Annotated in this window: 17 protein-coding genes and 1 tRNA gene; 5 read left to right on the top strand and 13 right to left on the bottom strand. The window is 52.6% G+C overall.

Annotated elements, in window-relative coordinates:
• Genes Abor_RS09980 through Abor_RS09970 form a run of 3 tightly spaced genes read right to left on the bottom strand, consistent with a single transcriptional unit; the run spans position 1 to position 3106 of the window.
• Positions 1–1209, bottom strand: a complete 1209-nt coding sequence (locus Abor_RS09980; RefSeq protein ID WP_048841721.1) for a D-alanyl-D-alanine carboxypeptidase family protein — start codon at positions 1207–1209, stop codon at positions 1–3.
• A gap of 8 nt (positions 1210–1217) precedes the next feature.
• Positions 1218–2105, bottom strand: a complete 888-nt coding sequence (locus Abor_RS09975) for a septal ring lytic transglycosylase RlpA family protein (protein WP_048841720.1) — start codon at positions 2103–2105, stop codon at positions 1218–1220.
• Positions 2102–3106, bottom strand: coding sequence for a lytic murein transglycosylase (locus Abor_RS09970; RefSeq protein ID WP_048841719.1), 1005 nt, complete (start codon positions 3104–3106; stop codon positions 2102–2104). The genes Abor_RS09975 and Abor_RS09970 overlap by 4 nt, the downstream gene beginning before the upstream one ends.
• A gap of 198 nt (positions 3107–3304) precedes the next feature.
• On the opposite strand from Abor_RS09970, the gene Abor_RS09965 reads away from it, so the two are divergent.
• Together Abor_RS09965 and Abor_RS09960 are read left to right on the top strand one after the other, a co-directional pair.
• Positions 3305–3883: a DedA family protein gene (locus tag Abor_RS09965; protein ID WP_048841831.1), complete on the top strand. Its 579-nt coding sequence runs from the start codon at positions 3305–3307 to the stop codon at positions 3881–3883.
• The gene (locus tag Abor_RS09960; RefSeq protein WP_048841718.1) at positions 3880–4965 is read left to right on the top strand and encodes an ATP-grasp domain-containing protein; all 1086 of its coding nucleotides are present in this window, start codon (positions 3880–3882) and stop codon (positions 4963–4965) included. Before Abor_RS09965 ends, Abor_RS09960 begins: the two co-directional genes overlap by 4 nt.
• A 16-nt stretch (positions 4966–4981) precedes the next feature.
• On the opposite strand, the gene Abor_RS09955 is transcribed toward Abor_RS09960, so the two are convergent.
• A complete protein-coding gene (locus Abor_RS09955; RefSeq protein WP_048841717.1) occupies positions 4982–6529 on the bottom strand; it encodes an amino acid permease in 1548 nt (515 codons plus the stop codon).
• Positions 6530–6662: 133 nt separating this feature from the next.
• Positions 6663–7511, bottom strand: coding sequence for an undecaprenyl-diphosphate phosphatase (locus tag Abor_RS09950; protein WP_048841716.1), 849 nt, complete (start codon positions 7509–7511; stop codon positions 6663–6665).
• A gap of 127 nt (positions 7512–7638) precedes the next feature.
• Here Abor_RS09950 and Abor_RS09945 point away from each other — a divergent pair, with 127 nt between their 5' ends.
• Positions 7639–8097 (top strand): MlaD family protein, encoded by a 459-nt coding sequence (locus Abor_RS09945; RefSeq protein WP_048841715.1) that lies wholly within the window; start codon positions 7639–7641, stop codon positions 8095–8097.
• 109 nt (positions 8098–8206) lie between these two features.
• Positions 8207–8281 (top strand) — tRNA-Met (locus Abor_RS09940).
• A gap of 524 nt (positions 8282–8805) precedes the next feature.
• Here Abor_RS09940 and Abor_RS09935 read toward each other — a convergent pair.
• Together Abor_RS09935 and prmC are read right to left on the bottom strand one after the other, a co-directional pair.
• Positions 8806–9261: a DUF4167 domain-containing protein gene (locus Abor_RS09935; protein ID WP_048841714.1), complete on the bottom strand. Its 456-nt coding sequence runs from the start codon at positions 9259–9261 to the stop codon at positions 8806–8808.
• Between the two features lie 241 nt (positions 9262–9502).
• Entirely contained in the window at positions 9503–10390 is an 888-nt protein-coding gene (gene prmC, locus Abor_RS09930; RefSeq protein ID WP_048841830.1) for a peptide chain release factor N(5)-glutamine methyltransferase, read from the bottom strand.
• Between the two features lie 36 nt (positions 10391–10426).
• Here prmC and Abor_RS09925 point away from each other — a divergent pair, with 36 nt between their 5' ends.
• On the top strand, positions 10427–10903 hold the full coding sequence (locus Abor_RS09925; RefSeq protein ID WP_232015089.1) for a hypothetical protein: 477 nt from the start codon (positions 10427–10429) through the stop codon (positions 10901–10903).
• A gap of 41 nt (positions 10904–10944) precedes the next feature.
• Here the strand turns inward: Abor_RS09925 and prfA are convergent, their stop codons facing one another.
• The 6 genes from prfA to Abor_RS09895 form a co-directional block, all read right to left on the bottom strand.
• Entirely contained in the window at positions 10945–12003 is a 1059-nt protein-coding gene (gene prfA / locus Abor_RS09920; RefSeq protein WP_048841713.1) for a peptide chain release factor 1, read from the bottom strand.
• Positions 12000–13268, bottom strand: coding sequence for a histidine--tRNA ligase (gene hisS, locus Abor_RS09915; protein ID WP_048841712.1), 1269 nt, complete (start codon positions 13266–13268; stop codon positions 12000–12002). Before hisS ends, prfA begins: the two co-directional genes overlap by 4 nt.
• Before the next feature lie 119 nt (positions 13269–13387).
• Entirely contained in the window at positions 13388–14548 is a 1161-nt protein-coding gene (gene ispG / locus Abor_RS09910; protein ID WP_048841711.1) for a flavodoxin-dependent (E)-4-hydroxy-3-methylbut-2-enyl-diphosphate synthase, read from the bottom strand.
• 133 nt (positions 14549–14681) lie between these two features.
• Positions 14682–15959 carry a helix-turn-helix domain-containing protein gene (locus tag Abor_RS09905; protein WP_244877887.1) on the bottom strand — a complete coding sequence of 426 codons (1278 nt, stop codon included), beginning with the start codon at positions 15957–15959 and terminating at the stop codon, positions 14682–14684.
• Positions 15922–17007 carry an NAD(P)H-dependent flavin oxidoreductase gene (locus tag Abor_RS09900; protein ID WP_048841828.1) on the bottom strand — a complete coding sequence of 362 codons (1086 nt, stop codon included), beginning with the start codon at positions 17005–17007 and terminating at the stop codon, positions 15922–15924. Before Abor_RS09900 ends, Abor_RS09905 begins: the two co-directional genes overlap by 38 nt.
• Positions 17000–18253, bottom strand: a complete 1254-nt coding sequence (locus tag Abor_RS09895) for an aspartate kinase (RefSeq protein WP_048841709.1) — start codon at positions 18251–18253, stop codon at positions 17000–17002. Before Abor_RS09895 ends, Abor_RS09900 begins: the two co-directional genes overlap by 8 nt.
• Between the last annotated feature and the right edge of the window lie 88 nt (positions 18254–18341).

The following is an 18341-nucleotide window of genomic DNA, read 5'->3' as shown; positions in this document are numbered from 1 at the left end:
TTACAGGTGCAACCTACGTGCGGCGCGGCCAAATATACCCAATGCGGCAACATCTTGCCCCACCACAACCGGAATAGCAGCCTGACGCCCTCCGGGTAGGGTCACGGTCAACTGCCCGGCAGGTTGGCCTGCTTTAAGTGGTGCTGTCAGTGGGCCTTGGTAGTCTAACGCCACATGCGTGGCATTACGCCAGCCGTGCGGCAACAGCATGGTAAAGTCTTGCCCGACAACAAGCGGCACTGTCTGGCTTTCCCCCATCCATACGGGGGCTTGCTCAACAACATCCCCTTTGGTCAGAATTTTGGCCGATTCAAAATTGGCAAAAGCCCAGCCTAACAAGCGCTCACTTTCACGCGCACGCAGGTTGCTGCTTGCAAGACCATTCACGGCCAAAATAACGCGCCTGCCATCACGCAAAGAAGACGCGCACAAACCAAAACCACCGGCATCAGTATGGCCTGTCTTTAAACCGTCTGCCAAACCTTTAACGACCAGCGTATTGCGGTTTTCTTGGCGGATTTTGTTAAAGAAAAACTCTTTTTCCGAGAAGAAATGATAATATTCAGGAAAGTCGTGAATAAGGCGTAACGCCAGATAAGCCACATCACGCGCTGTCATGTAATGGTTTTCGGCTGGCCAGCCAGTCACGTTCATGAAGTGCGAATTATGCAAGCCTAATTTGCCTGCCATATCGTTCATGGTGGCTACAAATTGTTCTTCTGAACCAGAAATACCTTCTGCCAACACAACGCAGGCATCATTACCGGACTGAATAAGCATACCCTGAATAAGGTCTTGTACCGGGATGCTCTGCCCTAAGGGCACAAACATGCGCGAGCCTTGCATACGCCATGCTTTTTCACTCACTGGCAGCGTTTGATCCAGCTTCAGGCGGCCAGAACGCAGCATGGTAAAGGTAACGTAAGCCGTCATCATTTTGGTAAGAGAAGACGGCGGCATGCGCTCGTCCGCTGCTTTTTCAAGCAGGGTGGCACCGCTATCGTAATCCAGAATACAAGCCCAGCGAGCAGCGGTATCAACCGGCCCTACCGGGGTTAGGGCCGGTGCCTCTGCCACGGGTGCGGCTTGTGGCGCTGCCGTAGCAGCAGGCCGTACCTGAGTATGCCCTTTACGCGCAAAAGCTGTCAGCGCGTAATTACTGGAAACAAGGGCTGCGCCCCCAGCAAGAAGAAACCGGCGAGTCTGCACGTTTTTTCCTATTCAACGACGATATGAGATCCGGTTAAACCATCTGCGAGTGAACGCCTCAGGGCCGTATCTGCCTCGCTTATAGTCGCAAAAGGCCCGTGCCGCACAGCCCACATTTTACCTTGAGAGGCAAAAGAAGGCACAACACTGCCCCCCTCTCGTGCGGCTTCTCTTGCCGCAGCGTACCGAGAGGTAAAATCTGTTGTTTCAACCCATAAACGCGCATAGCTAGGGGCACCCTGCCACCAAGAGACAGGCAAGTCGGCCATGGCCGCGGCAACATCTGCCTGTAAGCCCGCAGTTTGCGCAACGCCACCCTCTTTTACAGAGGGCACCTCTTTAGTGGCCCGCCCAGCACTTTGCCCTCCGGCAAGTTGTGTTTGCACAACCCCTTCAAGGGGGGCCGCATTAATTTGCAACGCCGGGCCACCGGGTAAAATTTCGGCCAAATGGCGGCTCGCCTGCTCGTCTTCTACCACACGCACTTTTGCGGGTTGGTCTGTTATACCTAACAAGCTGGCAACTTTAGGGGTAACACCCAACACACGGCCTAGTTTATCTGGGCCGCGATCATTCAAGCGCACTTTAACCACGCGCCCATTATCAAGGTTTGTAACGGTTACAATGGCAGGCAATTGCAAGGTTGGGTGGCTGGCTGTCATGGTCAGGTCGCTCCGTACCTCGCCATCTGTCGTTAAGGGCTGGTCTTTTTTGCCCTTATCTACCCGCACCGCCAAACCTGTCGCTTGGTAGGAAAAGTCTTCTCTTGGGTAGACCCAAAAGCCGTCAACCTGCCACGCAGCCCCCACAACATAATGCACCGCAGGCTCTATTTTGGGCACAGGGCGAGAACACGCAGCAACCCCAACACAACAAACAAGAATAGCCTTTTTCACACTACGGCACTTCCAAGAAGACCCACGCCCAACGCGTAAAAGTCTGAGGGATTGTAACGACGAATCACGTTGAAATTATGATAGACCAAATAGGCTTCTCCGCCTGCGCCATCGGGCCGTATAACCGCGGCATCAAGGCCAGCATTGGCAAACTGCCCGCCCAAAACTGGCCTAACACCCATGCTGGCCCAATAAGAGACAGGCTTAACAACGCTGCGCCCAATCTGTGCTTGCGTTACGGTATCTGGCAGGCGCACAGGCTCACCCCATGGCTCACCAGCATGCCAGCCACATTTAGCGAGATAGTTCGCGATAGAGGCAAAAACATCTGCCTCATTTGTCCAGATATTCCGCCGCCCCCCTTCGGGAAAGCTGGTTGCGTAGCGCTCATACGCGCTTGGCATAAACTGGGGCTGCCCCATAGCACCAGCATAACTACCCAACATAGCTGCGGGCGCTATGTCCCCTTGGTTTAAAATATGCAGCGCCTTGAACAATTCCGCTCTAAAAAAAGCTGAACGCCTGCCGTCATAGGCCAGTGTCGCTAAAGAATCGACCACATGATACGTGCCCATTTTGGTGCCATAGGCTGATTCAAGCCCCCAGATACCGGCAATAGCCCCTTTATCGACCCCGAACTGCGCACTAATTTGCGCAAGCAAGTTAGTGCGCTGCGCAACTGCGGCTTGCCCGTCTGTAATTTTTTTAGTGGTAATAACCCGGTCTTTATACTGCGCCCATGTCAGGGTAAATTCTGGCTGGTGGCGGTCTGCTTTCAGCACTTTTTCGTTCGGCTGCACACTCAGCGCCAAGGCAGCATCAACAATAGAGGCTGAAAGCCCCTTTTGCAGAGCCTCACGCCTTACACCAGCCAAGAAGGCTGCGTAGCCACCCTCGGCCATTTTTTTCTTGGCGTGCTTAACCGTAGCACTACGGGCCGCGAGTGTCGGCACAGCCAAACTGGCCGCAGCCCCACAAACAAGTGCTCTTCTTTTTAACATTATAAACCAGTTTCGCTCTATTATTCAGGTTCTCTTTATTCTTGATATAAGCGTGCTTTCCTTAAAAAAGGCTATTTATTTTTACAAACGCACCCGCAGGTTGTGCCTACGCATACATGGGCGTATTGCTGTGCACCACCGCACTTTGGCCCAACACGGTCAAACCTTGTTTTTCATGACGGACTGTTTACGCACCGCATGCTGCATTCTCTTGCACATTCTCTCGCCTCTAGTACGGCATCACCGCTTGTGCAGGTGCTCATTATTATTCTTGCTACGTTTATTCTTGAAGATGCGGCAACAGTCCTTACCGCCATACAAGTGCAGTTACAGACACTCCAACCAGCAACAGCCCTTATCGCGCTCTACTGCGGTATTGTGTTGGGTGATGTTGGGCTATACGGCCTAGGCTACCTTGCAGCACGCTGGCCACCTGCACGCCGCTGGGTAGAAACACCCGAGCGCGACATTCAGCGCAAATGGCTTACCCAAAAACTGTTTAAAGTCGTGTTTATTAGCCGTTTTGTGCCGGGCACGCGCCTACCGCTTTATACTGCCTGCGGGTTCTTCAATGCTGGCTTGCGCACTTTCACATTGGCAACGCTTGCGGCAACACTCATCTGGACAACAGCACTCTTTGCGCTTTCGCTGCGTGTTGGCAATTTTTTGCTCACACATTTGGGCGCTTGGCGTTGGGCTGGCATTCTTGGCTTTGTGCTGGTTATTCTTATCATGGGCCGCCTTGCTGCCCGCATGCAGAAACAACAGGGAAAATGAGCAAGCTGCCTACAAGCCCCCTTACCCCATCTGAAAAAACAGCCCCTCTTTCCAGTTTTGAATTCTGGCCCGGTTGGATTTTTTATACCCCTATTGTCATCTATTGGGTTGTGCTTGGCTTGCGCTACCGCGACTTTAGCCTACCAACCGCAGCCAACCCCCGCATTGTAACGGGTGGCCTGTGCGGTGAGAGCAAAAGCAGCATTCTGGACATGGCAGGCCCTACCGCCACACGCTGGATTGCCCCCTACACGACCCTAACAACAGGGCAAAATGACAATAGCCGCGCCTTAGAAGCGATGAGCCATAAAGGCTTAAGCCTTCCTATCGTGGTTAAGCCTGATGTGGGGTGCAACGGCACTGGCGTTAAGCTCGCCAGAACCGAGAATGAACTTTACGCAGCCTTGGCGGCGTTTCCGCGCACTACACCACTGGTTTTACAGCGCCTTATTCCTTACCAGCATGAAGCGGGCATTTTCTACATTCGCCACCCCGACCAAGCATGCGGCAGCATTTCATCGCTCACCTACAAAGACATTCCCACCCTTACAGGCAATGGGCACAACACCGTGCTGGAGCTGTTAAAGCAAGACCCACGCACACAACTTCTCCTCCCACTCTACACCCCAAGACTTGAGCACAGGCTCAATGAGGTGCTGCCGCAAGGTGAGACGTTGGATCTGGTTTTTACAGGCAACCACTGTAAGGGCGCAGTCTTTCGCAATGGGGCAAATGACATCACACCGGCCCTAACCGCCCAGATTGATGCCATTATGAAAGACATTCCCGATTTTCACTTTGGCCGCATTGATGTCAAATTCGAAAGTGCTGAAGCCCTACGCCGCGGCGAAAAATTCGAAATTATTGAAATTAACGGCGTAGGCTCAGAAGCCATCCATATCTGGGATAAACGCACCACGCTTAAAGAAGCCTACGCAACCCAGTTTTTCCATTATGGTGAAACCTTCCGCATTGGCGCTAAAAAACGCGCTGCTGGCTGGAAGCCCTGCGGCCTATGGTATGGCGTTAGACTCTGGCGCAGGCAAAAGCGCCTATTAGCCTCTTACCCCATGAACGACTAAGCTACTCACTACGCGCTTATTCAGTACCACCCTGCTGTGCAGCATGCTCCCGCGCTAAGCGAGAGTGCTGCTTGCCATAAAACCGGTAACAGGCCCACCCACACACACCGTAAGTTATAAGCAGCACCGCAGGCACGGGGTCTCCCGCTAAACACGCCAGCGCCATATCTATAAAAAGAGGGGCTGCCATAATAAAGCAAAAGAAAATACCCAAAAGCGGCACATACCCAAGCCATACGCCCTTTATGTAAAAAGCGCCGCCAGGCACAGAAAACGCACGCGGGCTATTGGGCGAAGCATTACGCACCCAAATAACGGTAAAGCACACAATACCAAAAGCCGTGGCAGTACCAAGACTTACAAGGTCGCCTATAATATCAATAGGCAAGGTGGCTGTGGCCAACGCAACCGTAATACCCAACACAATAGTGCCCACCCAAGGCGTTTTATACTGTGGGTGCAATTTGCTGAAAATTGGCATCATCAAGCCGTCTTCGGCCATAGCAAAAAAGATACGGCTTTGGGCATACAGCAAGCCAAACAAAACTGAGCATAGCCCTATAATTGCACCAATTTTAACGCATACTGCCAACCAAGGCTGGTGCATGGCGTTAACCGCAACAGCCAATGGGTCTGCTACGTCTAGGGTTTGCCAAGGCACGACCCCTATCAAAACCGCCGCCACAATCATGTACACAACGGTGCAAATAACAAGAGAAACCACAATGCCGAGCGGTATATCTCGCCGTGGGTTTTTTGCCTCAGAAGACGCGGTCGAAACAGCTTCGAAACCGACATAAGCAAAAAATATAATAGAGGCCGCCCGGAATATGCCCGGCAAACCGTAACGAAAACCCCCTTCATAATGCGGAATAAAAGGTGTCCAGTATGCAGGGTGGATAACCCACACCCCAAGCACCACAAAAATAACCAGCACACCCACTTTAAGAAAAACAATAGCCGTATTGATACGAAGGGATTCCTTCACACCAAAAATCAGCAAAATGGTCACAACAAGAATGGAGAAAGCACCAACAGCATCTATTTGCCAGCCAGTATGCACATGCCGTGCAGCCCCTTGAAACATGACCTGAAACGTTGTCGTGCTTACAGCGTGGGGAACAGGAACACCGCAGTCTTGCAAAAAACTAACCGCGTAGCCGGAAAAACCAGCCGCAACCCCGGCGCAAGAAATGCCGTACTCAAGCAAAAGCAGCCACCCAACCGCCCAAGCCCACCCTTCACCCATTGAAACATAAGCATAGGTGTAAGCCGAGCCAGATACCGGCATAGCAGAGGCCAGCTCTCCGTACGAAAGAGCCGTAAACAGACAGGCCAGACCCGCTATAATAAAAGAAAGCAAAATAGACGGCCCGGCGTAATTAGCCGCCGCCGTACCTGTCATAACGTAAATACCGGCCCCAATAGTTGAGCCAACACCAAGCATGGTTAACTGTAACGGCCCAAGTGAGCGAGAAAGACGCTGGGCGTTATTCTCTGCCTCGATTCTCTCAAGTGATTTACGACGAGACCGCCCCTCTTTCGGGCAGGATGAAAACCCCATGAGAGCTTCTGGAACCTCCATTATAAGCAAACCAAGCCACCTACTTTAGGCGGCTCAATGCAGTAAGTTATACACTCAAAAAAATAGCGCAGATTGAGCAGCTAAAAGGGGTACCCCCCCCTACTCTCTCGCTTTATGCTGCAAAGTGAAAAACAGCGGTTGCCACAGCGCCAAGCGCCATACAGTAATAGGCAAAAGGCGATAGCGCCCACCTGTCATGATTTCTGAAATAACGCATCAAAAATGCTGTACTACCCAGCGCAACAACGCCCGACACAATGGCGGCAACAACAGCTATTTTTATTTGCCCGGCCTCTAGTGGCATACCTCGCATTTTAAAGGCTTCCCGCACGGTAGCGGCCAAAATAACGGGTTCTGCCATTAAAAACGAAAAACGCGCTGCGGTGTCATGCTGCAAACCGCGCAACAACCCACCACAAATAGTCGCTCCAGAACGCGAAAAACCGGGAAAAAACGCAATACACTGGCAACAGCCAATAATCAGCGCATCAACCATTGTCATATCGGCAACGGTTCTTACGCCATAGCGGCCGCTCATACCCCGCAGCTTTTCAGCCAGCAAAAGCATAAGCCCATTTAAAAACAGAAAAATTGCAGCCGATGCCGCCGAGCCAAAAAAGCTACGCAGCATATGCTCAAATAAAGCACCGATAATAACTGCGGGTATCGTTGCTATAACCAGAAGAAACAGAATATGCAGGCTTTCCATTTGAAGGCGCCTGCCCATTCCGCCAGCAGCACCCTGAAACAAAGCTACCCAGTCTTTCCAGAAAAAAATGAGTAACGCCACCGAGGTACCCAAGTGCAGCATAACCAAAAATGGCAGGAACGACACATCATGCAGGTCGTAAGACCAATGCAGCAAGGCAGGCAAAATAACTGCATGCCCAAGGCTACTGACAGGAAAAAGCTCTGTGGCTCCCTGCAAAATTGCTATGATGATGGCCTGAACAAAAGACATTACGCTACAACCCAAGACTTGGCTTTACCAATCTTGTCCTTGCACCAACTGCCCGCGTGCTGCAAGCATTCATCCCACCTAACCTGTTAAAGAGCAGGCCAAACGTATTTAAGGAGCACAACTGAGAATGAGCGCAAAAGGCCGTATGGGTGCAATTGTTTTTAGCGGTGCAGTTTTAGCTGGCACGCTGGCCTTTGGCCTTTATGCCCACTCTACCCAAATTGCACCAGGGCAAGCCAATTACCCGCTTTCGGCCCGCTTTGTCTCAGCCAATGGGCTTGCTCGTGGGGCAGATGTTAATATGGCTGGCGTTACCATTGGTCGCGTAAACGCCATTACACTCGACCCCAACAGCCAAATGGCCATAGTACGCTTTTCTGTAAATTCAGATCTTAAACTGCCAGATGACAGCGTGCTGACCATAGGCAGCAGCACCCTTTCATCTGACAATGCTCTTATGGTCGAGCCGGGCCAATCAAAAACCTATGTGGCCCCTAATACCCTCATGACCCACACCCTCGAACCTTCAAGCCTAGAGCAACAGGTGAGCAATTACATTTTTGGGGGCGGCAATCTGGGCCAATAAGGGCTTGTTTTGCAACAAAAGTACGCAGTCGCAAATTTTGTTATAAAAAATAGCGATACCGGGTTGACGGCACCCCCTTCTCGGGGGTAGATCAGCCTCACCGAACGATGGCGGCGTAGCTCAGTGGTAGAGCAGGGGAATCATAATCCCTTGGTCGGAGGTTCAAATCCTTCCGCCGCTACCATCTTCTTAGTGGTTCAAATCATTAAGAAAGTTCGGTTTTTTCCTTTCTTAAAATAGATTCTAATTTAAGTGCATTTGGCGCTCAGTTTTCTGTGGTTTGGCAATCGCCTCTTTTCCACAGCGACAGGTCACCTTTCCAGCGGCAATTGTGACGCATGTTGTCTGGCGCGCTTCCGCACATAACGGCTCGCCATAACAGAGCTTGTGTGCCCAGTGACAGCCACAATTGCACACTTTCAGCAGCCAGCCTCGGCCAGTCATTTTGCCGCTGTGGTTTTCACCCCTTGCATGACAACCCCACCAGTCCGGGCTACCTATACCTGCTCAAATATTGCCCATTTACCCCACCAAAGCCGTACCGCGCCCGCCAAACTGCCTCTTTGAGGCACGAATAGCCAACACTCTGTTCTGAGTTTTGAAGCAAATCCTAAGAATAAATTCTCAACATTCAAAGCCGCACAGAACGTGCGTACTTACAAATAAGCGCAGGCAAAAAAAATGCGGCTCGAAAGCCGCATTGTCGTCTCAACCCTCTGAAAGTTCAGGTTGGGGCTGTATGTCTGGCTGAGGCTCCTCACCCCGTACAGGCTGCATATCGGGCTGCGCTGCTCCGTGCTCGCCGTCTTCATCGTGCCCAACGGCGGCCATGCGCTGCTGGCGCACTGCCTGCTGCCGCTCTGCCCGCTCCTGCTGCCCTTGCTGGGCTGCTTGGGCCATAGCATTCATAATGCGGAAATAATGCTCAGCATGCTGGAAATAAGCTTCTGCCGCTACCCGGTCGCCAGCACTTGTTGCATCGCGCCCATGCTGCAGATATTTTTCAAAAAGCTGCTGAGCAGTGCCCCGCACACGAACATCTGGGCCATGGCTATCAAACACATGGTTGCGGTTCATCGGGATCTGACCATTCAAATGCCGGGAAGAACCGCCATTTCCACCAGTGGACCGATGATTGCGGGTTCGCATCCGTTTTACATTCATGAGCTATCGCAGCACTTTCACGTTCATGGCATTCCGCATGAAGAAACTGCTCTGTTTTGAATGAGACATGTTTCCTGATTGAAAGCCGAATTGTCTGTCTGGACGGGCCCTTTTGAAGCAGGAAAAACACTGCTAAGCCAAAAGACCCTAAAGGCTTTGCTCCATGCAATACAGATTACATTGCATTAGAAATAAGCTGCCTTGCTTATAGCAAGCCATACAGGCAAAGCCAACTTGTTTTTTATGCACCCTCTTCAGCCCTGGTGCGCAAAACAACAGCGCGTGCAATGCCACCTAGGTCTGCACGCACCTCCAGCACATCAACACCTGCGGCTTCTGCTACGCGTTGCAGGTCATGCTGCTGGCCTATCCCAATCTCAAAAATAGCAATCCCTTGTGGCGCCAAAATATGCGGCAGCCGGTTACAGAGCACTCTATAAGCCTCCATACCATCATCGCCTCCATCTAGGGCAGCAACAGGCTCATAGGTTTGTACTTCAGGCATTAAACCCGCCAAGTCAGCGGTAGGAATATAGGGGGGGTTGCTCAATACCACGTCAAAACGCTGACCTTGCAAAGCCGTATCCCATCGCCCGGCTACAAGACTTGCCCGGCCTACCATACCACACTGTATAGCATTACGGCGTGCTAAACTGGCCGCTTGCGGGTTTATATCAACCCCTACCCCCCACGCGTTCGGGTACTCACTCAAAGCGGCAAGCAATAAACAGCCGCTGCCCGTACCCAAATCCAACATAGCAAGTGCGGCTTCATGGTTGGACTTATACTCTAACAGGCAAGAAATAACTGTCTCACTATCGGCACGTGGTATCAGCGTTGCTGGAGAAACCGCCAAATCTAGTGTCCAGAACCCTTGGGTGCCTGTAATAAAGGCCATAGGCTCACGCCGCACTCTTCGTGCAAGCACAGCCAAAAATTCTTCCGCAGGCACCAACTCATGCGGAGAGAGCGTAAGCAACTGCTCAAGACTTTTCTCTAAGGCATGCGCCATAAGCAGACGGCTCTCACGCCGTGCGTTTTCAATACCGGCCTCAGACAATTGGCGCGCCCCTTGTGAAAGAAGCACCCCAAACGGCTGGAACCCTGCCTGAATTTCTGCTCTACTCACAGCCTTACCTTGTCTTTGCAAAATGGTGTCGCGTTCATGTTCCGCGCAGTGTGTCATAAATCCTGCCGCCCAACACTCCTAGCGGCCTTTTCTGCCCTATTATTGGCTACAGTCTATACGCACGTAGCTTTTGCAGGCACCTTTAGCGTTACAGACGCTAAAGCCGAGACAGAAATTTCTGAGGTATCTCGCGTCTATATTGACGGAAAACTCGCTGCCATTTTTAAGCTCGATGATAAAACTCGAGAGAAAACCATAAAAATAACCACGCCCGTAGGCCGTATAGACCACACTTATACCCTATGCGGCGAAATCACGATCCGCACCCCAGAAGGCCGGGTAGAAACGCATGAGGTGAGCAACGACGGCCTTTTGCATAACCCAGACAACCGCCGCCTGTACGCTTTGGGGTCAAACAATTTTACAGAGTTTTTTCTACTCGACCCCGAAGCCCCCAGCGTAGCAGAGCATTACCCCACCCACTCCAATGTCTGCTCTATGCCTGTAAGTTAAACGCCTAACAGGCAACAAAACAAGCTGCACGCAATACGGCCTTAAAACCCTTCTGCCGCCAAGAGTGCAGCCTGTTCTTCTTGCGTTAGAGCGTCCACGAACTCATCAATATCACCCAACATCACTTTATCAAGCTTATAAAGTGTCAGGTTCACACGGTGGTCTGTTACGCGCCCTTGCGGAAAATTATAGGTGCGAATGCGCTCTGAGCGGTCACCCGTTCCAACCTGAGATTTACGGTCTGCGGCTCGGCTGGCATGAGCCTGTGCACGCTCTTGCTCATACAAACGTGCACGCAAAATTTTCATCGCTTTGGCGCGGTTCTTATGCTGGCTTTTTTCTTCCTGCATGGCCACCACAATGCCCGAGGGCATGTGGGTAATACGCACCGCACTTTCCGTTTTATTAACGTGCTGCCCACCCGCGCCCGATGCACGGTATACGTCTATACGCAGATCAGTTTCATCAATCGTAACATCAACCTCTTCCGCTTCGGGCAATACAGCTACTGTCACGGTTGAGGTATGAATACGACCTTGGCTTTCAGTGGCAGGCACACGCTGCACGCGGTGCACACCCGATTCATATTTTAAGCGCGCAAAAACGCCCTTACCGGTTATTTCGGCAATACCTTCACGCAAGCCACCAAGTTCGCTATCGCTGTAATCCATAATGGAAAAACGCCACCCGCGCAGGTCTGCATAACGGCGGTAAAGGTCAAACAATTCTGCTGCAAAAAGAGCTGCCTCATCCCCCCCCGCTGCGGGGCGTATTTCCAAAATAGCACTACGCTCATCTGCCGCATCACGCGGGAGCATAGCCAAGCGCACATTTTGAGAGAGTTCGGGCAAACGCTCCCGAATATCGGCAAGTTCTCCCTCAGCCAACTCTTTCATTTCAGGGTCAGCAAGTAGCAATTCAGCCTGTGCGGCCTCCTGCTCAGCATGTCGCAGGGCGTTAATATGCGCAACAACAGGCTCAATCTCGGCATATTCCCGAGATGCCTGCGTAAAGGCCTCACCGCTTATCCCGCTTGCCAGCAAAGCTTCTAGTTCAAGTGATCGGCTAACAATTCGGTCTAGCCGCTCATCAAGCGTCATAGAGAAGTGTCTCCGCTAGCAGCAAATACAGCCTTTGCATCAGACAGCAGGCGATCATGCGAAACTTCCTGCTCCTGTCCGCTGGCCATCGTTTTTACTCTAAACGCCCCACGGGCCAGTTCATCTTCACCTAAGAACAGCACATGGCTTGCATTCTGCTTACCCGCCCGCTCCATGCGCTTGCGCAAAGACCCTTTATATCCAATTTCCACACGCACGCCCTGCTGGCGCAAACTTTGTAGAATTTTGAATACGGCCGCGTTATCTGGGGCACCAACCGGCACAATAACAACAGATTGCGGAACAGCAGGCGCTGCTTCAAGCAGCATAGACAAACGCTCAACGCCCGCAGCCCAACCTATAGAGGGCACTTCAGGCCCGCCCATCTGCTGGACCAACCCGTCATACCGACCACCCGCCATAACCGTACCCTGAGAGCCAAGTTTACGGGTTACAAACTCAAACGTGGTATGGTTGTAATAATCTAACCCACGCACAATGCTGGTGTTAATCTGGTACGCAATTCCAAACCCATCTAGCGTCTGGCGTAAATCAAGCCAGAACGCTTTGGCATCTGGGGTTAGGTGCTCTTCCATCATGGGGGCATTTGCCACCAAAGCACGGTCGTTTGCGTCTTTGCTATCTAAAATACGCAAAGGGTTCTTTTCAAGCCGGATCAGACTATCCTCAGACAGCTTATCTTTATAACCCGAAAAGTAAGAGACAAGTGCCGCCCGCCATGCTTCACGGCTGGCTGTATCCCCGAGTGTGTTCAACTCAAGGGTTACATCATCCGCCACGCCAAGGGCGGTTAAAATCTGGTAGCCTAACGCTATAGCTTCTACATCAGCCAAGGGTTCGGCAGCGCCGAGCAGTTCTGCACCAATTTGGTGAAACTGGCGGTAGCGCCCTTTTTGCGGGCGCTCATACCGGAACATAGGCCCGGCATAAAACACCTTTTGCGGCAAAGATTGTGTTAGGCCATTAGTGACCAAAGCCCGGCAAATAGCCGCTGTACCCTCTGGCCGCAAGGTCAGGCTTTCACCATCGCGGTCACTGAAAGAATACATTTCTTTCGAAACCACATCAGACGTATCTCCCAAAGAGCGGGAGAAAACGCGTGTATCTTCAAAAATTGGGGTCGCCCATTCTTCAAACCCGTAAAGGCCCGCATGGTGCCGCGCGGTCGATACCACATGGGCATAGCGCCGTTGATCTTCACCAATAAGGTCGTGCGTGCCTCTAACGGGCTGAATGGTACTCACAGATTTTTTCCCAATTAAACATCATGCCCGCCATCATTATCTGGCGGGCATGGCATTTGTATCATCATTCTTGCACTAAGCACTGCCTCACTATACGGAGCAGCGCCAATGCCGCCGTCTTATTTAGCAGAAGACATTTCAGGTAGTTCTTCTACTTTGCCCTCAGCCTTTTCTTTGGCTTCCTGCTCCTGAATGGCAGCAACGCGGGCTTCAACCAGTTCAACCACATGCTCAATCATGTCTGCACCCGGCACGGTATGGTCCTGCTTACCAGCTGAATACACCATATGGCGACCAGACCCGCCGCCAGTAACACCCAGATCAGTCATCAGAGCTTCACCGGGGCCATTCACGACACAGCCAATAATGGAAAGCGTAAGCGGGGTTTTAATGTGCGCCAGACGGTCTTCCAACGTCTGCACTGTTTCAACCACGTTAAAGCCCTGGCGCGCGCAAGACGGGCAGGAAATAATTTTAACACCACGGTGGCGCAAACCGAGAGATTTAAGAATATCCCAGCCCACCAGCACTTCTTCTTCCGGTGCAGCAGAAAGAGAAACACGCATGGTATCACCCACGCCAGCCCACAGCAGGTTGCCCAAACCAATAGAAGACTTAACCGTACCAGCACGCTTACTGCCAGCTTCGGTAATGCCAATATGCAGCGGGTAATCGCAGGCATCAGCCAATTGCTGGTAAGCGGCCACAGCCATAAACACGTCTGAGGCTTTTACGCTGATCTTAAATTCACGGAAATCATGGTCTTCCAGAATTTTAGCGTGTTCAAGCGCGCTTTCCACCAGTGCTTCTGGGTTAGGCTCGCCGTATTTTTCAAGTAGGTGCTTTTCAAGAGAGCCAGCATTCACACCAATACGGATAGAGCAGCCATAGTCTTTGGCGGCATTCACCACCTCTTTTACACGCTCTGCACTACCAATATTGCCGGGGTTAATACGCAGGCAGGCTGCACCAGCTTTAGCGGCCTCAATAGCGCGCTTATAATGGAAATGGATATCTGCCACGATAGGCACATTCACTTCCTGCACAATTTCTTTCAGTGCAGCCGTGCTTTCTTCGTCCGGGCAGGACACGCGTACAATATCAACCCCAGCCAGTTCTGCGCGGCGAATCTGTTCGATTGTTGCCTGTGCATCGCTGGTTAAAGTGTTGGTCATGGTCTGCACGGAAATTGGCGCATCACCGCCTACGGCTACCTTGCCGACATGAATCTTCCGCGATTTCCGACGCTCGATGTGCTGGTAAGGCCGGTAGCCACTCATCTTACAATCCTTTTGTCGAGACGACAGTTAGTCGAGCAAACTGCACCGCGCCTGTGCAGCCACCCATTACGTTTGTTGCCTTCCTGCCAAAATCAATCCGTGTTGGCTACATGAAAGCGCACACAGGAGGCATTCAATGCTGGTTTATCCCCTGCAACTGGCGGGCATTTAAATCGTCCGCACTCACTTCAGGCGGTGGAGAGACGGCTTTATGCTGCCCATGCAACTGAGGGCGCACTGCTTGCGGCACCCCAGTACTAGTATCACTTACGCCCATATCCGGCACAGATGCCACAGGGGCAGCACTCTGCTGGCCGCTTGGCTGACTGGCCACAGGTTGAGCTTGCCCATTAAGAGGCGCTGGTGGCGCTGTAATGGCCTGCGCGGCATCTCCTGCGCCAACACTAGGTGCTCCAGCCAAAGAGCCGTCTTTGACTGCTTCTGGCGTAAGCATAATTTTACGCCGTACCGCGCCATTACGGCCCAAATGCGGCGTAGTAACCGTGCCCAATGTTACCAAAACACCACCGGCATTACCAACGGTTAGCGTGTATGGGCCGTTTTCTTTTGGCACAGCCCATACATCACCAGCTTGCATAATGTGGTCATAAACCACCTTGCCAGTTGTATCCTTAACCTGCACCCAGCTTGAGGCATCAGCCTTAAGCATAAGCTGTGCATCATCCTGCATGCTATTGGGCGCAGTCGTGCTTGCAACCGGTATGCTGCCCGGTGTAGGCGGGTTAGTGTCTAACCCTGCCTGCGCAGGAGCAGGCATACTAGCCGGGGGTGCCCCTTGTGGCGGTTCAACTGGCCTAGGCGGCGGCGCGGGCGATGCACCCGGCGCAGGCAGCAAAGAGGCAACTTGAGGAGACGGCGCATTAGCCGTTTTTTCGCCCGGTATAATTTCAGCCACAGGGGGCACATGCTCAGGCACCGGTGGAGCATGCCCAACAAAATGGTACCAGCCTACATACGCCCCAACAATAACCGCCACCCCCAAAGAGACCGTAAGGGCGGGTGGAATACGCCTGTCTGGCGGTGGGGCCGGAAACGTTAGCTCAGGTTTACGGACAGGCGCTTTGCCCTCTTGCTTATAGCGGGCCACAACCAAAGCGGGGTCAAACCCTAATGCTTGCGCGTAAGTACGCAAAAACCCAAGCGCGTACGCCTCCGCGGGAAAAACATCTCCCCGCTCCTGCTCAAACGCCTCAAGGTAGGATTCGCGAATACGAAGCCACGCAGCAACCTGCGGCAAAGCCCAGCCAAGCTCTTCGCGCCGCATACGCAGCGCGTTACCAACCCCTAGACTAGCAATGTCAGGCAGGGGCAGAGCAGGAGCAGGGTTTTCCTGCGTAGAACCAGAACCGGTTTCAGCCATCAGCATCCATACGCTGTTTTTGGCGGGCAAGCGCCACAACAGCCTGTTCAACAAGGTCTGTGATAATTTCAGCCACCGGCTGAACGGCCTTTACCATACCAACGGATTGCCCGGCCATAACAGACCCGTTTTCTACATCTCCGTCTATTACAGCACGGCGCAGTGCGCCAGCCCAGAAATGTTCAATTTCCAACTGCGCCTCTTCACGCGAGACAGCACCACTCTGGAAACGCTCAATCACATCGGCTTGGTGCGCCATAAACTGGCGTCGCCCCTCATTAGCCAGACCACGTACCGGAATAACGGTAAAGCGTTCATCTAGCTGCACAGAGGTTACAGCATCACGCGCATTGGCACGCACAAAAGCAGCCTTAAACTTTTCATGTGCAATGCTTTCTGCCGCAGCAGCAAAACGTGTGCCTAACTGCCCACCGGCAGCCCCTTGCTCAAGGTAAGATACCAACGCATCCCCTCGGCCAAGACCACCGGCAACAAACACAGGCACTTGGTCAATATAGGGCAAAATTTCCTGCGCCAGCACGGTAAGCGAAACCGGGCCAACGTGGCCACCGGCTTCAGCCCCTTCAATCACAAGGGCATCTACCCCCATTTTGATCAAGCGCTTAGCCAGTACCAGTGCCGGAGCAAACGCAATAACCTTCGCCCCCCCCTCTTTAGCTGCCTTAATAGCCGCACCGGGCGGAATACCCCCCGCCAGCACAATATGGCTTACCCCAGCTTTAAGGCAGACCTCCACCAACTCAGAAAGCTGTGGGTGCATGGTAATAAGGTTTACGCCAAAGGGCTTTTCTGTCAGGGCCTGTGTCGCGGCAATTTCTTCTGCCAAGCGTTCTGGCTGCATTGCCCCGCAGGCAATCACGCCAAACCCGCCAGCGTTAGAGATAGCAGACACCAGGTGGCGCTCACTCACCCAAGACATAGCCCCGCCAAGAATGGCGTATTGCGTGCCTAAAAAGTCAGTACCGCGTTTCCAAAGCTGGTTTAAACGCTTACGAGCCAAAGCTGTCTCAGCCTCGGTCAGGGGGGCAGAGTTGTTCTGCGCCAGAGCCTCAGACATTATCCAGCCCATAAGCCGTGTGCAGGGCACGCACAGCAAGCTCTGCATATTCAGCCGCTACCAGCACAGACACCTTGATCTCGCTGGTTGAGATAACCTGAATATTAATAGACCGCTCAGACAAGGTGCGGAACATGGTGCTGGCCACACCGGCATGAGAGCGCATACCAACGCCCACCACGCTAATTTTCACCACATCAGCATCGGTTACCAGCTCTTCGTACTCCACAGACGCCTGCACACTTTCCAGCGTGCTAATAGCGCGCGGCAGGTCTGTTTTGCTGGTGGTAAAGGTCATGTTTGTGGTGCCGTCAGCGCCGGTGCTTTGCACAATCATGTCCACGTTCACGTTGGCTTCGCTCAGCGGGCCAAAAATAGCAGCCGCAATACCCGGACGGTCTGGAATACGCCGAATAGACAGTTTGGCTTCATCGCGGGAATAGGCAATGCCGGTTACCAGTTTCTTTTCCACTATTTCGTCCTCATCCACCACCAGAGAGCCCGGAAGCTTACCTTCAACCAAAGCTGGCCCATCTACAAAGCTAGAAAGCACCTGCACACGCACACCTTCGCGCATGGCCAGCCCTACACTGCGGGTTTGTAGAACCTTGGCCCCAACAGATGCCAGTTCCAGCATTTCTTCATACGTAATTTTTTCAAGCTTACGGGCTTTTGCCACAATCCGTGGGTCGGTTGTGTAAATACCGTCCACATCGGTGTAGATATCGCACCGGTCTGCCTTAACAGCCGCAGCCAAAGCCACAGCAGAGGTGTCTGAGCCACCACGCCCCAAAGTGGTTACTCGGCCATCTGGCCCAACACCTTGAAAGCCCGCCACAACAGGAACAATGCCTTCGGCCATGCAGCCCAGCAGGCGCGCGCCATCAATTGTGTCTAGGCTGGCTTTGCCGTGTTGCGAGTCGGTACGGATAGGCACCTGCCACCCAGCAAATGAGCGCGCATTTACACCCAGCTTTTGCAGCGCAATTGCCAAAAGGCCGCTTGTAACCTGCTCACCCGTTGCCACAATCGAGTCGTATTCGCAGGGGTCATGCAACTCAGACAAGGCATCACAAAAACCAACCAGCTTGTTGGTTTCCCCAGCCATAGCCGAGACAACAACCAGCACATCGCAGCCGGTTTCTTTTTGTTTCTTGACACGCTCGGCCACGGCCTTAATGCGCTCAATATCGCCAACGGACGTTCCGCCAAACTTCATGACGATCCGAGGCACGGAACCGGGCATATCTTTTCTCCACCAGAACAGGCTGTAAACAGACCGCTTTTTGCTCCTACCCTGCCACCAGCAGGTACGAAAGGTGCAAAAGGACGGT

Source organism: Acetobacter orientalis, assembly GCF_000963965.1.
Classification (GTDB): Bacteria; Pseudomonadota; Alphaproteobacteria; order Acetobacterales; family Acetobacteraceae; genus Acetobacter; species Acetobacter orientalis.
This window is presented reverse-complemented; position numbering and strand designations above follow the sequence as displayed.